Origin of the sequence: Olleya sediminilitoris, assembly GCF_016785945.1 — a bacterium.
GTDB lineage: Bacteria > Bacteroidota > Bacteroidia > Flavobacteriales > Flavobacteriaceae > Olleya > Olleya sediminilitoris.
Genome location: NZ_JAEMEF010000006.1, coordinates 107,054 through 122,363, shown reverse-complemented (window position 1 = coordinate 122,363; position 15,310 = coordinate 107,054). Strand labels below are relative to the sequence as shown.

Sequence of the window (15,310 nt, the reverse complement as noted above, 5' to 3'; positions counted from 1 at the left end):
GCAATTGAAAAAGCTATAAGAAAAAAGCCAAACAAATGATTTTTGTCCTTTACATGACTGTAGTACAAATAAACAAACAGTGGAAAAATGGCTATCCAAGAATAATTTGATAAAGTAGGACAAACAAATATCCTACCAACCGCAACAAGCAGCACAAGTATAACCAATATTATGGATACAACATTAAACCTTGATAACTTCATCATTTTGATTTGAGCAGCAAATATACATTAATTTTGTTATTAGACGAAAATAAACGCCTTTTAACGGATTAACATAGCGACTACTCAAGTATTTGTAAGAAATCCCGCTCAGAAATTAATTCCACTTTCAGCTTCTCAGCCTTCTCTTTTTTGCTTGGTCCCATATTATCTCCAGCTACAATATAACTAGTTTTAGATGAAATTGAATTACTTACCTTTCCACCATTATCTTCTATCAATTTTTTAAGCTCAGTTCTTGATACCGAATGGAATACACCAGAAACCACTATAACTTGTCCTTTTAATTTGTCGGTTTGACCTGCTAATTTTTCAGCCGAAATCTCTAATTGTAAACCATAAGATTTTAATCTACTAATCATGTCTTGGTTTTCTGGATCAGCAAAAAAGTCAACAACACTTTCAGCTATTCTAATACCAATCTCGTTAACTTGTTCTAAATCTAAAACCGAAGCAAAAGCCAATGCATCAATGGTTTTATAATGTTTAACTAATGTTTTTGCAACAGTTTCACCAACAAACCTAATACCTAAAGCAAATAAAACACGTTCAAATGGTATTTGCTTTGAAGCTTCAATACCTGCAATTAAATTGTCAGCACTTTTCTCTGCCATGCGTTCTAGAGGTAAGACTTGTGCTTTGGTTAACTCGTATAAATCTGCATAATTTTTAATCAATCCTGCATTTACTAAAAGCGCAACGGTCTCTCCACCTAAGCCATCAATATCCATTGCTTTTCTAGAAATAAAATGCTGAATACGTCCAATGATTTGAGGGTTACAACCATTGTAATTTGGACAAAAATGTTTCGCTTCTCCAACTTCTCTTTGTAAAGGTGTATGACACTCTGGACATTCTGTAATATATTTAGTTGGCATTGAATGTTCAGGTCTTTCTACTAAATTAACAGCAATAATTTTTGGTATAATTTCTCCTCCTTTTTCTACAAAAACCGTATCATCTTCTCTAATATCTAATTTTTCAATTTGATCTGCATTATGTAACGAAGCACGTTTTACCACTGTTCCTGCAAGTTCAACAGGTTCTAAATTAGCGACAGGTGTAATTGCACCTGTGCGACCAACTTGATAAGAAATACTATTTAAAACAGTACTAACCTGCTCTGCTTTAAATTTATAAGCCATAGCCCATCGTGGTGCTTTGGATGTAAAACCAAGCTCATCTTGCTGGTGTAAATTATTAACCTTGACCACTACTCCATCAGTCTCATACGGTAAATCGTGTCTAGCAACATCCCAATGATTAATAAACTCAAAAACTTGATCAATATTTTGACACAATTTAGCTTCATTAGGCACTTTAAACCCCATTTGACGAGCTTTATCTAAGCTTTCAAAATGCGTTTTATAATCAAAAGCTCCACCAACTAAACCGTATAATAAACAATCTAAAGGTCGTTTTGCAACCTCAGCACTATCTTGTAGTTTTAAACTACCAGATGCTGTATTACGTGGGTTTTTATAAGGTTCTTCTCCATTAGCAATTCGTATTTCATTCATAGCATTAAACCCATCAAAAGGCAATACTATTTCTCCTCTAATTTCAAATTGCTCTGGCACATCTTCTCCTTTTAATTGTAAAGGCACAGAATTAATGGTTTTTATATTTGCTGTAACATCATCACCTTGAATCCCATCTCCACGTGTTACCGCATTAAACAAGGTTCCATTTTTATAAGTTAAGTTAATAGACGCTCCATCATATTTAAGCTCGCAAACATATTCAACTGGACCATCCACCATTTTTTTAATACGTGTTTCCCAATCTTTTAAATCTTCTAAAGAATAAGAATTATCTAAACTATACATCCTGTGTTTATGCACCACTGTATTAAAGTTTTTTGTAACAGCACCTCCAACACGTAACGTTGGTGATGTAGCGTCAAAAAACTCTGGATGAGCCTCTTCTAAAACCTGTAATTCTTTTAATTGTATATCAAAATCATAATCGCTAATAGTTGGACTGTCTAAAACATAATAATTATAATTATGTTCTCTTAACTGTTCTCTTAATGCGTTTATTTTTAATTGTATGCTCATATAATGTGACTATTAGCAATTGTTAACTGCTTATTGTATTATTTTTTTCTTCCAAAAACCATACGGTCTTTTCCAAAAAAATCTTGTTTTAGTTGTACGTTTTCAAAACCACTATGGATTAATAAATCTACTGTTTCACGACCTAAATATTCATTTATTTCAAAAAACAATTCGCCTTTAGGCTTTAAATATTTTAATGCAAAATTTGTAATGGCTTTATAAAAAATTAAAGGATTATCATCGTCTACAAACAAAGCTAAATGCGGTTCGTTTTCTAACACATTAGCAGACATGGCTTGTTTTTCAAGCTGTCTTACATAAGGTGGGTTGGATACAATGGTATCAAATTTTAAATCCTTAAAAACACTATCCCAAGTCGTATCCTCTAAAATACTAGATTCTAAAAAGTTAACATATACTTGGTTTAACATTGCGTTTTCTGATGCGTTTTGTATCGCTTTCGCGGAAACATCAAGCGCATGAACAGTACTTTTAGCTATGTTTTTGGCTAAACTAATAGCAATACAACCACTGCCAGTACCAACATCTAAAATTGAAGCGTTATTTACTGAAGCTTTGTTAGTATAACTATCCATAATCAGTTGTACCAATTCTTCGGTTTCTGGACGCGGAATTAAAGTATTGGAATTAACTTTAAAAGGCAGTCCAAAAAACTCGGTCTCACCTATTATATATTGTATTGGTTGCTGTTTTTTTAATTGCTCTAAAGCGTCAAAAAAAGGCTGCTGCTCAGCTTTTGTGATACTTAAATTAATATCTAAAGCAACATCTAATCTTGAAATATTACTATACGCTTCCGTTAACATAAAGAAAAAAGTAAACACCTCATCCTTGCCATAAATGGCATCCAATTGATTATGAAACAACGCTTTTAAATCGTTTACCAACATCTACTTTATATGTTTTTTGACATCCAAATTCCACAACTAAAATGTCCTGTACTACCTAAAGGTCCTTCAAGATGCTTAAAACCATTAGCTTCGTAAATATGGATTGCTTCTTTTAAAACAGGAATAGTTTCTAAATAGGCCTTTTTAAAACCTAAAGACTTTCCTTTTTCTAAACATTTTAAGAATAGTTTTTTACCAAAGCCTTTTCCGCGTAAGCGATTTGAAAAATACATTTTTTGTATTTCAAATACCTCGTTCTCCATTCCTCTTAAAGGTTTTAAACCTCCACCACCTTCAACTTTGCCATCAACAACAACAACATAATACACAGATTTTGGATCTGCATAAGCCTGAAACATTTTAGGGGTTTCAGCATCTTCATAAGCAGTACCAACTAAAGGTAAATTATACTCGATAAAAACCTCACGTATAACTGCCTCTATTTCAGGATTATCCTGTGGCTGGATTTCTCTTATTTCAATAGTAGTATTACTCACTTTTAAATGTTATTTTTGTGCTTGATTTAAAGGTGAAAGATACGGTAAATCTAAAAATAGAACCATGAGAAACACACTAATTTTATTAACAATACTGTTCTGCTTTTTTAGTTGCAAAGTGACTGAAAGACCAGAATTTATTAAAGTTGAAAATATTAAAGTGTCACACTCTAATTCTAAATTTATTACACTTACTGCAGATGCTTTTTTCTTAAACCCAAATCACATTAGTGGACAATTAAAAACAGATGGAATTAGGGTTATTGTTAATAACAACGAACTTGCGTCTGTCACAAGTGAAAGTTTTAAAGTCCCTTCTAGAAAAGAATTTAGCATACCACTACAAGCCAAAATCCCAACAGATAGTTTACTTAGTAATAAAAATTTAAGTAGCTTATTAGGTAGTTTGTTTAGTAAAAAAATGAAAGTACAATACCTTGGTGAAATTAAGTATAAAATTTTAGGCTTCTCACATACTTACAATGTAGACCGAACAGAGGATGTAAAAATCAAACTATAATTTGACAGACCAATATTACATACAACGCGCTTTACAAATTGGTAAAAATGGATTAGGACAAACACGTCCAAATCCAATGGTTGGTAGTGTAATTGTAGTAAACAATCGTATAATTGGTGAAGGTTATACTAGTAAATATGGAGGTAATCATGCCGAAGTTAATGCCATTAACAGCGTTATAGATAAATCGCTTTTAAAACAAGCCACCATTTATGTTACGCTTGAACCTTGCAGTCATTATGGAAAAACTCCACCTTGTAGCGATTTAATTATCCATCACCAGATACCTAACATTGTTATTGGTTGTGTAGATGATAATCCTGAGGTAGCAGGAAAAGGCATTAAAAAATTATTAGATGCTGGACGCAATGTTAAAGTTGGCGTATTAGAAACTAAATGTAAAGCGCATCACAAGCGTTTTTTTACATTTCACAATAAAAAAAGACCTTACATCATATTAAAATGGGCAGAATCCGTTGATGGTTTTATAGCTCCAAAAAACAGAGATCAATTACAACCCGTTTGGATAACCAATCCAATATCAAGGCAACTAGTCCATAAATGGAGAGCTGAAGAGCAAGCCATTTTAGTTGGTACAAACACAGTTATCATGGACAATCCAAGCTTAACGGTTAGAGATTGGACAGGAAGCAACCCAACACGTGTCGTTTTAGACAAAAACAACTTATTGTCTAATGACTATACTATTTTTAACACTGAAGCAGAAACCCTAACTTTTAAAGAGCAATCTGTTACTGCTATCTGTGATTATTTATTTAAAAATAACATCAATTCTGTAATAATTGAAGGCGGATCAAAAACGTTACAAGCTTTTATTGATAAAAACCTTTGGGACGAAGCAAGAATTTTTAAAGGAGATATATTATTTTCTGAAGGCGTGTCAGCTCCTAATTTTAAAGGGAAACTTATCGAAAAACATTCGGTTTTAGACGATAAACTATTCATCTACTCTAATTTATAACGTCATTTTTAATTAAATTTTGTTTAATTAAATTATGATAATATATATTTTAAAACTAATTTTAAGCCACTATCAACAAGATTATTAGTAATTAAACGTCTATTTGATAGTATCGTTTTTTTTACAATAGCTTGATGTTTAAACTGTTAAAAAATAGTTTAAAATTCAGCCAAACAACAACCAAATCATGGCTTTACAAAGCAATACTACCATTTTTATAAATGGTCAAGAAATTACAGCTTTTAAAAAACTAACGCTTAATCAGCAAATTGATGCACACCATTATCTAGTCTTACATTTTAGAATGGATGTACTTGAAGATTTAGAAATGACTTTAGGCGAAACGACTAAAAACTATCTAGGCGAAACTATTTCTATCCAAATAGCACCTATAGACGATATTGACAATTACCAACAATTAGAATTTAAAGGTATAGTCACACAGGTAAAAACTATTAAAGGTCATGAAGCTAGTACTGGTGATACTATACAAGTAGTAGCACAAAGTCCTACTTTTATAACAGATGATGGTCCACATTACGCCTCACACAGTGACAAACAGCTTTCTGAAATTATACAAAATACGTTAATAGATTATGACCAATCGCAATTAGAAGTTGTAGTACAACCACAAAACAACGTATCTATACATTATACTGTACAACATAACGAAAGTGCTTATAATTATATAAGCAGACTTGCTGCACAGCACTCAGAATGGTTTTATTATAATGGATCTCAACTTATTTTTGGTGCACCAGAAACCAACGAGCTTGAACTAATCTATGGTTTTGATTTAAAAGAATACCATTTATCACTATTACCACAATCGCACAACTATAAATATTATGCTAACGATTATTTATTAAACGAAATACACGAAAAAGACGCCAAAGACATTACCTCTGGAGTTAATGGATATAATGGTTTTGTAACCAATAAATCTAATAGTATTTTTAATAAAGAAACCAAAGTTTGGCATAACCACTATAACGATCCACAAGCAAAACAACGTTTAGATACAAGTATTGAGCTACAGAAAAAAGCTATCGAAATCAAACAAGTCATGCTTAATGGTGTTAGTGACAATCCAGGAGTCAAATTAGGAAACATTATAAAAATTGAAGGTAATAATTACCGAGTAACACGTGTTACACACTCTAACTCAGAAAACGGAAATTATTTAAACGAATTTGAAGCGATTACAGCAGAGTTTGATGCTTATCCAAATACCAATATAAGTGCATTTCCTAAAAGCGAAACACAAACAGCAATTGTATTAGAAAATGTTGATCCGGAAGGTTTAGGTAGAATCAGAGTACAGTTCCCTTGGCAAACCATTACTGGTGAGATGACACCTTGGATACGTATAGTAACACCACATGCTGGTGTAGATAAAGGTTTCCATTTTATACCAGAAGTTAACGAAGAAGTTTTGATTGGTTTTGAAGGTGGAAATGCTGAACACCCATACATGCTAGGTAGCTTATATAACGGAAACAATAAAGCTAGTACATTTGAAAGCAGTAATAACGACATAAAAGCCATACGTACAAGAAGTGGCCACACCATAGAGCTAAATGATACTGATGGTGAAGAAAAAATAAATATTTATGATAATGAAGGTAGTGTCATAACGTTTGACACACAAGCAAAATCATTATATATAACTGCTGCCGAAAATATAGAGTTTCAAGCCAAGAACATTAAAATGATTGCTGAAGAAAATATTGATATTCAGGCTCAAGGCGATATTAATGCCTCATCAGAAGGTGACACAAATATTATTTCAGAAAGCGCATTGGCATTACAATCTACTTCAGACACCACAATTAATAGTGATGCTTCCGTAGCTATTGAAGCCTCAAGTGATGCTACAATAACAGGTATAAACGCAATTATAGAAGGTCAAGCCTCTGCAGAAGTTAATAGTGCACAAACCAAAGTATCAGGTAGCGCAATGACAGAAGTTTCAGGAGCAATTGTAAAAATAAATTAAACCCTAAAAATTATGCCAGGACCAGCAGCAACAATAGGAAGCATGCATGTATGCCCAATGTTAAACCCAGGAACTCCTCCTCCACCTCATGTCGGTGGACCAGTAGTTGGACCAGGTGTACCAACAGTATTAATTGGTGGTAAATCTGCAGCAGTAATGGGTGATTTATGTACGTGTATTGGACCACCAGACACAATAGTTATGGGTGAAGGTACCGTTTTAATTGGCGGAAAACCTGCAGCAACCGTAGGTAGCTTAACTGCACATGGTGGACAAATAACTCAAGGCGAACCAACCGTATTAATTGGCACAGGTGTTAGCCCAACCACATCAGTAATGCCTATTCATAAAATACCATTTCCAACAATTAATCCTACACTAAAAGTCATGGCGTCTATAACAGGTCGCAGAAGCCAATTAAATGAGGCTATAGCACAGCAAGAGGCGCTTCGTGAGGAAGCAGAAAAAAATGGGTATTTAAGTTTATTAGATTTTAGTATATAAATTTATGAGTCTAAAAAAAATATCATATCCAATTTTACCATCAGATAGAGAGTTATCTAATAAAAACGTTGTACAAAAAGAATTAACTAACGAAGAGTTAAACGAACGTTATTATGGACACAACAATAGCTTTGGCTTTTACCCTATAGGACGATTAAGTTCTTGGCATGGAGGCATACATATAGAAGGGTCTAATTGTGTTCGTGCAATTGCAGATGGTAGAATTATAGCTTACAGATTTGCAGAAGACTATTTATTAGAAAAAGACACACAAAGAAAGTATTCTAATAGTTTTATACTCGTCCAACATAATTACGAAAGTCCAGGTAAGCAAAAAAATAAAGATGAAGAACCTACTACGCAAAAACTTAGGTTTTACAGTTTATATATGCATTTGATGCCAAAGAAGGAACTAGAAAAAAATAATGGTAAAAACATTCCGGATTTATATGCAAAATATACAGCAAAAGTTTCAGGTAAGGCACAACAAAAAGGATTACGCCTAAGATCAGGAACTGATTTAGAAACAGTAACTATAGATAGAAAAAAAGTAAAAAGAGGCAAGGTAAAGCACGTTTTACCTAAAGGCACAGAAGTTACTTACGATGTTAACTCTGCTACCAAAAAAATTCGTACTAAAGAAGAAGGCTATATCTTAGGAGCTTCTTTTTCTGTCGATCATTGGATATACCAACATAAAACAACTTATACTCCTGTATACTATAAGGGAGATCATGACCTTTTTATGGCTACTTCAGGTGACAGAGTTAAAAGTTTAAAAGACGGTACTATTATAATTAATATCGAGGAAGATATCATACCTACATCAGAAAAAGGAGCTATTGTAAGAAAAAAACCAAATAGTAAAAGTGATTTTATTAGAGTTGAAAAAAAAGAAAATGATTTAGGAGAAATAGAAATAGTAGATAATGAGTGGGTAAAAATCAAAGGAAAAGAAGAATACATCCTAAAAAAAGATTTAAAAATAAAAAAAACCTTAAAAAATGACATCGTTTTAAATAGTGTAAAAAATGTAGACACATCAATTAAAGCTGGAGATATAATTGGTGTACCAGCACAATATTCTTTTGAAAAGCAAAACGCATACAATTGTGTTCATTTAGAAGTTTTTACAGATGATACTGAAGTCGATAATTTTTTAAAAAATCATGTTGGTGACGATAATCAGACAACTATAGAAATTCCTAAAGGAAAAACTCTACAGATTGCAAAGCCTTGTAATTTTTTAAAAAAAGACACCAAGGTTAAAATATTAGAAATCAAAGACCATTACACCCAAATAGGTTTTGAAGATATAGAAGGAATAGTGACTTTTGATAATAGAATAAAATGGAACTCAACTGGTAAATATTATCAAATAAGTTCTTTTGAAAAAGTAAATTCTGATTTTAATAATTTATTAGATTCGAGTGTCAAAAAACTTTACTTTTCTGACTACATGAAAAAAGATGCCAATGGTGAATTTTCAAAAACAACAAAAAAAGCTGAATCTATAGCAAGAAGCAAAGATGCCAAACATATAAAGTATAGAAAGTTAAAATATAATCACCCAAAAGAAAACAAAAAATACTGGGTTGATAATACTGAGGTAGTAGGGGATAAAAATACTTGGGTTACTTTAACACAAGATATTAAAAGTTATTACGAAGAAGAACCTAAAAAAACAAATACAGACATAATAACGACTGAAAAAATAACCGCACGTAAAATATCTACTACAAAAGATAATAAAGATATAGACTGGTATAACGTACAAGGTAAAGGAAAACAAAAAACAAATAAAGGTTGGATTAAAAAAAGTGATTTAACATTTATAAACCCTTACAATTGGTTAGATGAAAGTTATGGTTGGGAAGTTTTTGAAGACCCTGACAACAACTATTTTTATCATTTTGGCGAATCTTTTACTAATAATACCCCTAAAAAATTTGTTAACAAAGTATGGGAAAAGCTAAAAAAATACGATGATGACCAAAACAACCTCTTAACAGAAAACGAGTTGAACAATGCAATGCAAAAAGATACTGCTGTAAAAGATTTAAGTAGGCTTATTTGTAAACATTTTAATGAATGGGATATTAAAAATAAAATCAGTGATTTTAACACAGAAATAGACAAAGTATACGAAAAAGGAGTAAATTTAGCTACAGGAGATAAAAAAATAAAACTAGAAGAAGCACGTGATGCAAAAAAAGTTTTGTTAGAAGAAAAAATAAATAATCTTTGTTTTTGGGATCAAATTACTGATGGCGATGTAGCAGAAGCTGACCAACATTATAACGGAAAAGTAAAACCAGAAGAAAAAAGAACTTTTCCTGTTGATAGTTCTAGTATTTATCATTTCCATCCAATTGCTTTTGTTGAACATATGAAGTTGATTACTGCACCAACACAAGCACCTTGGGTAGAATATATATTGCAGGAGTTTGAAACTTACAAAGGAATTAAAGAGAAAGAGAGTCCGTTGAAAGAGAAAATATCAGAGTATCATAATGCAGGTACAGCCAAGGGACATAATTATAAAATAGCTTGGTGTGCATCATTTGTCAGTTGGTGCTTTGATCAAACAAAGAGTTACAAAAAAATTAATTCTGGAGCTAACTCATATGCATTCGATTGGGGGCCACATGGTAATTTAAAAGCTGCGGCAAAAAGCAAAGCTGCAGATGGTTGGAAAGAAGGAGAAGAAACTGAAGCCTTTGTAGGAGCTGTAATTGTATTGAGTTATTCACATTGCGCATTTATTGTTGGAAAAAACTCAATGACAAATAGATATGTTTACATTGGAGGTAATCAGGGTAGTAGGGTTGCAGGAGAACAACAAATAAAATATGGGACAGTCAAAATAGGTCAAGAATTTGCAATTATGAAGCCCAAGAAATATAAAGTTCAATCTTTTACTCTTCCTGAAATGAATAAAAATGCGGACGGAAGTTATAAATCAAGTAGATAAAATGATAAAAAAAGTAATCTTAGCTATATTATTAGTAGGGTCTGTTAGTTGCAGGAATTCTAATCAATCGACAGGGAAGAATAGTGTTAAAATAAAAAGTGTTGCAACTTTAGAGAAAGAAAACAATGTTATTAAAAAAGAAAGCATTTCTCCATGCTTTAATGAAGCAGAAATCACTAAGCTCAACTCCTTTTTTAAAGGTTTAGAAAAAAATATAAATAACGTAGATCAAACATTAATCGAATTACCAAAAGAATTCAGAGTAGAATTAAAAAAACGATATTTGGATAGGACCTGTCAAGCTAGGGAAAATCTGAAAAAGAAATCTTGTGATACATTATTGTATTTCTTTGACTGTAGTGAGATATTTGATGATGGAGAAGAAGAGCACTTTGTAGAATCTACTTATTGGTATGACATTGTCAAGAAAGATGGTAAAGTGAAAATTTTAAGTTCTGGAGGGGCTGGTTAGCTCTCACGCTGGTTCTAGTTTACAACTAACACCCTATAAAGAGAATAAAAGTATATAAAAAACCACAGCTTGCTATAGGTTGTAGATTTTTTTCCATGAGATAAAGGCTTGTTTAGTTTTAACGTTTTATAACTCCATATTAATCATTATAAACACGAAATTTTTATTTTCTACCTGAAGATGTAAGCGTAACTTAAATATATAAAAAATAACGTATAAGCCACAATTAAAAAAGTATATCTTTTAGCTACAATAAACTCTATTCAACACAGAAATAGACAAAGTATACGAAAAAGGAGTAAATTTAGCTTCAGAAGCTAAAAAAACAAAATTAGAAGAAGCGCGTGATGCAAAAAAAGTTTTGTTAGAAGAAAAAATTAATAATCTGTGTTTTTGGGATCAAATTACTGATGGTGATGTAGCTTAAGCTGACCAATATTATAACGGAAAAGAAAAACCAAAAGAAAAAAGAACATTTCCTACTACTGATAGTTCTAGTATTTATCATTTTCATCCAATTGCTTTTGTGGAGCATATGAAGTTGATTTGTGGTAGTGGTTTAGATATACAAGCAGGAATTGAATGGTTAGAATCCATAGCTATTAGTCATGAAAAAGCAGATGTAAGAAGCAATTATAAAGTTTTATATGTTCAAGAAGGACCAACCTTAAGAACATCTGAATCAGATGAAGCGTTAAAATACTCTGATTGTTCAGAATTAGTATGTAGATATCTTCAAAAAATTGGATGGAGCGAGAAGGTTAAACATCTAAACACTTCTGGTTTAGATAAGTTTGCAAAAAAACACCCAGATTTACTAGTCGTACAAGATGAAAATTATATTCCTAAAAAGGGGGATATCTTCTTGTGGGTAAATCATTCAGGCTCTAACGGTCATACAGGAGTAGTAGTTGATTACAACAAAAGTGATGATGTAGTAACTACCATAGAAGCTATTAATTTTAAAGAAAGACCTCACGGTGCCTCAAAAGCAATTAATTTACAAGGAGTTGCTAAATTGAAATGGAAAAGAACTTCGAGACATCTAATAAATCATCCAACAGTAACAAAAAGATATACAGCAGACCCTTGTAGATTTATTACACCAAGTAAAAAATAAAAAATGAAATACATATATATAGTATTAATATTAGCAATTGTTGCTTGTAAAAAAAACAAAAAAAAAGAGGTTTCAAAACCTCTAATACTTGTTGAGAGCGTAGATAGTATCACTTATTCAAAAGTTAATTTTTTTGACCTTAAAGATTGTTGTATTGAGAAAAAAATTGATTTTAAAAAAAGACTACTAAAATATACTTACAATAGTAATAAATGTGATTTAATAATCTATTTTTATCCTAAAAAAACAGAGTATTTTTCAGAGAATAACATCAATAAAGATTTAGAAAACCTTAATAATTCTCTTCATCTTTTTGATAATTATGATATAGTAGCTTTATATTTTCCAGGAGAAAAGTTAGAGCCAATTTATGAAGGTTACGATGAACCTAGTTATTATGATTACAGTTTTCCTGCAGTTGTAAAAATTTATAAATATCAAAGAAATGGAAAATGGGCATTAATCAATGAAAAAGAAGTTGGGGAAGATGCTTTTTTTAGCTTAAAAGACTCTGATTTAAGAGATTTGTAATAAGTTGGTAGTGTATCAAATTACCCCCCGCTAGCGCGAGCATCTTGCTCGTGCAACTAAAAAAATAACATATAACCGCAGTTTGGTAGCTGTGGTTTTTTATTGTGTAAATTTTAAATAGCTATTTACTTTCCCCGTATCTTTCCCCTATTATTAGAAATATCTTATTAAGATACTGATCTTTAGTTTTTTGTAATTTTATTGTATGAACCCAGTATGTCTGACAGCTTAAAAGGTTAAAAAAATGTTCTTAGAGCTTTGTTTTTTTTAAAGTGTTGCAGCATTTTTAGCGAAAAAGTCTTTAAACTTTTTATTGGTAAGCATTTTTTTTATCAGTCTAAAAATTGTCTGTTTGTCTTTCCTCGTTAGCGCTCGTTTGTAACGAGTGCCACATTGAGTATGAAAACACTAATAAAATAATAAAAGATGGCAAACGTAATGCTAAGAGTGGCGAAAAAACAAAATTACTTTCTGACGTACAAAAAGTATATTGGGTCATGCCAGATAATAATAAAACTCTAGATCCTATTTGTACCTCTAAAGATGCTATAATAGACATAAACCATTCTAAAGAAATTACAACTACAGAAGGTAAATACAAATCAGTAGTTTGTAAACAAATTATTGACAGTAAATCTGGAGTTTACACGCAAAAAGGATGGATAAAATCTTCCATGATAGCTAAAAAAAATTTGTTTAGTGCATATAATTGGGATAAATTTGGGTTCAATATAATTGAAGATGGTATTAAAGAATATATGTACGTAGTACAAGACTATTTAGGCGAAGAAAATTCTGAAACAGATTTAGTAAATGCGCTATGGTATCAAATGGACAGAAACCACAGTAATGTAATATCTAGCCATGAAATAGACCTAGCATACAGATCCAAAGAGTTTCAAGACTTTTTTCTAAAATAGTTTGTAAACATAAAAACGAATGGTCCTATAAAAAAAGTGAAATAAGAACAGAAGTTGCTGGTTTTTACGATTATTTTATTAATAAACAACCTGAAGAATACAGAGGATCTGTTGATGAATTAAAAGAAGGTGAACTTAATGCAATAGATGATCAAGTAGATAAACTAATGTTCTGGAAAGAAGCTAGCAAAAAAACGTACAATCCACCTAAACCTAAACCAGAAACAAACAACAAAAATACTGGTTTAGATTTTAGAGGAGGAATAGTTGAAGAACCTACTAATTTATCAACCTCCAATAATCCAGATACAACTGAAGCAGTTAAAACAGAAGAGACTACTGATAAGACCACAGAAAATGACAATGAGGAAAAATTACCTAGAATCTTTCCTAACACTCAAAATGTGTTTCACTTCCATCCTATTGCTTTTATAAATCACATGAAACTTATTTTTGGGGAAGGAAGTGAAACAGGTGAAATTTGTTATGCAGAAGCAAGAGTTAGGGCATTTATGAGAATGTTACGTGTAGGAGAAGGATCTGTAGGAGAAAAAGGCTATACAACTTCTTATGGACATCAAACCATGACTGATTTAAGTAAGCATCCAGAAACTGTATATTTAGGTTCTAGTGCTGCAGGTGCATATCAAATGTTGAGAGAAACTTATTGGACACTACAAGGGTATATAGTTAAAGACCATAAAAAGGTAGGTGAACCTATTCCTGCAAGAAACCTTATCGCTAAATATAATATACCAGATTTTTCTGCACTTTCTCAAGATAAGCTGTGTATTATTTATATGAAACATCATGAAAAAGGACTAATAAAATTACTTGCTGAAGGGCAAATAGAAAAAGCTATTAGAACAAAAGCGAGTAAAATTTGGGCTAGTTTACCTAATGAAGGTATACCTTTTGAACATAAAAAAAGTAGGTATCTAATGCCAGATCGTACTACCTATCAACCAGCAGAACATATGAGTGATAGCTGTTTGATGAATTACCGTAAGTTTTATAGAGAAGAAGTAAAGGGTATTACTGATTTACATTTAAAACCAGGATTTTTAAAAGAATTTGGTTTTGACTATTGTAAAGGTGAAACTTTATCAAATAATGAAGGGGGTTGGCCAGTTAGAGAATTTCATAATGGACATAAAAGAAGATTTGGAAGTCCTTTTGGGCCTAGAAATGGACATAATCATAATGGAATTGATATAAATTTTGGTTCTGGATATGATGATTATGGTGCTCTTGTAATAGCTACCCATGACGGTATTGTAATACAGGCACAAGAAAATGATGATAAAAAACAACGAGCAGGAAGAAGAGTAACGATACAGTCTAAAGATGGAACTTTTCAAACAAAATATTTTCATTTAAGTGTTTTTTTAGTAGATATAGGAGATAAGATTAAAAAAGGACAAGTTATTGGTGAAATAGGTGCTTCTGCTAAGGCTAAAGAAAATGGAACTGATTGTCATTTACATTATGAAATACTTAAAAAAAATTCTGCAGGAAAAATGGAGCATTATGACCCTACCGAAGGGAAAGCAAATACAGGAGAAAATATAGTAGATCCTCAAACTTGGATTAAATAAA

Annotated in this window: 13 protein-coding genes; 10 read left to right on the top strand and 3 right to left on the bottom strand. The window is 31.7% G+C overall.

Annotated elements, in window-relative coordinates; all coding sequences use genetic code 11:
• Positions 1 to 283: 283 nt before the first annotated feature.
• Genes ligA through JAO71_RS08930 form a run of 3 tightly spaced genes read right to left on the bottom strand, consistent with a single transcriptional unit; the run spans position 284 to position 3,689 of the window.
• Positions 284 to 2,281 (bottom strand): NAD-dependent DNA ligase LigA, encoded by a 1,998-nt coding sequence (ligA, locus tag JAO71_RS08940; protein ID WP_203000335.1) that lies wholly within the window; start codon positions 2,279 to 2,281, stop codon positions 284 to 286.
• A gap of 38 nt (positions 2,282 to 2,319) precedes the next feature.
• Positions 2,320 to 3,192 carry a peptide chain release factor N(5)-glutamine methyltransferase gene (gene prmC, locus JAO71_RS08935; protein ID WP_203000333.1) on the bottom strand — a complete coding sequence of 291 codons (873 nt, stop codon included), beginning with the start codon at positions 3,190 to 3,192 and terminating at the stop codon, positions 2,320 to 2,322.
• Between the two features lie 5 nt (positions 3,193 to 3,197).
• Positions 3,198 to 3,689 carry a GNAT family N-acetyltransferase gene (locus JAO71_RS08930; RefSeq protein ID WP_116822471.1) on the bottom strand — a complete coding sequence of 164 codons (492 nt, stop codon included), beginning with the start codon at positions 3,687 to 3,689 and terminating at the stop codon, positions 3,198 to 3,200.
• Between the two features lie 64 nt (positions 3,690 to 3,753).
• Here JAO71_RS08930 and JAO71_RS08925 point away from each other — a divergent pair, with 64 nt between their 5' ends.
• The 10 genes from JAO71_RS08925 (at position 3,754) to JAO71_RS08880 (ending at position 15,309) form a co-directional block, all read left to right on the top strand.
• Positions 3,754 to 4,209 (top strand): LEA type 2 family protein, encoded by a 456-nt coding sequence (locus tag JAO71_RS08925; RefSeq protein WP_116822470.1) that lies wholly within the window; start codon positions 3,754 to 3,756, stop codon positions 4,207 to 4,209.
• Position 4,210: 1 nt separating this feature from the next.
• Positions 4,211 to 5,191, top strand: coding sequence for a bifunctional diaminohydroxyphosphoribosylaminopyrimidine deaminase/5-amino-6-(5-phosphoribosylamino)uracil reductase RibD (gene ribD / locus JAO71_RS08920; protein WP_215906981.1), 981 nt, complete (start codon positions 4,211 to 4,213; stop codon positions 5,189 to 5,191).
• Positions 5,192 to 5,378: 187 nt separating this feature from the next.
• Positions 5,379 to 7,190: a type VI secretion system Vgr family protein gene (locus tag JAO71_RS08915; protein WP_116822469.1), complete on the top strand. Its 1,812-nt coding sequence runs from the start codon at positions 5,379 to 5,381 to the stop codon at positions 7,188 to 7,190.
• 12 nt (positions 7,191 to 7,202) lie between these two features.
• Positions 7,203 to 7,694, top strand: coding sequence for a PAAR domain-containing protein (locus tag JAO71_RS15950; RefSeq protein ID WP_028291392.1), 492 nt, complete (start codon positions 7,203 to 7,205; stop codon positions 7,692 to 7,694).
• Positions 7,695 to 7,698: 4 nt separating this feature from the next.
• The gene (locus JAO71_RS08905; RefSeq protein WP_203000331.1) at positions 7,699 to 10,668 is read left to right on the top strand and encodes a C40 family peptidase; all 2,970 of its coding nucleotides are present in this window, start codon (positions 7,699 to 7,701) and stop codon (positions 10,666 to 10,668) included.
• Entirely contained in the window at positions 10,637 to 11,140 is a 504-nt protein-coding gene (locus JAO71_RS08900; protein ID WP_054850680.1) for a hypothetical protein, read from the top strand. The genes JAO71_RS08905 and JAO71_RS08900 overlap by 32 nt, the downstream gene beginning before the upstream one ends.
• A gap of 535 nt (positions 11,141 to 11,675) precedes the next feature.
• Complete coding sequence (locus tag JAO71_RS08895) at positions 11,676 to 12,260, top strand: CHAP domain-containing protein (RefSeq protein WP_203000329.1); 585 nt, start codon at positions 11,676 to 11,678, stop codon at positions 12,258 to 12,260.
• Positions 12,261 to 12,263: 3 nt separating this feature from the next.
• On the top strand, positions 12,264 to 12,791 hold the full coding sequence (locus JAO71_RS08890; RefSeq protein ID WP_203000327.1) for a hypothetical protein: 528 nt from the start codon (positions 12,264 to 12,266) through the stop codon (positions 12,789 to 12,791).
• Between the two features lie 344 nt (positions 12,792 to 13,135).
• Complete coding sequence (locus JAO71_RS08885) at positions 13,136 to 13,711, top strand: hypothetical protein (protein ID WP_203000325.1); 576 nt, start codon at positions 13,136 to 13,138, stop codon at positions 13,709 to 13,711.
• Between the two features lie 167 nt (positions 13,712 to 13,878).
• A complete protein-coding gene (locus tag JAO71_RS08880) occupies positions 13,879 to 15,309 on the top strand; it encodes a peptidoglycan DD-metalloendopeptidase family protein (protein ID WP_203000323.1) in 1,431 nt (476 codons plus the stop codon).
• Position 15,310 lies beyond the last annotated feature (1 nt).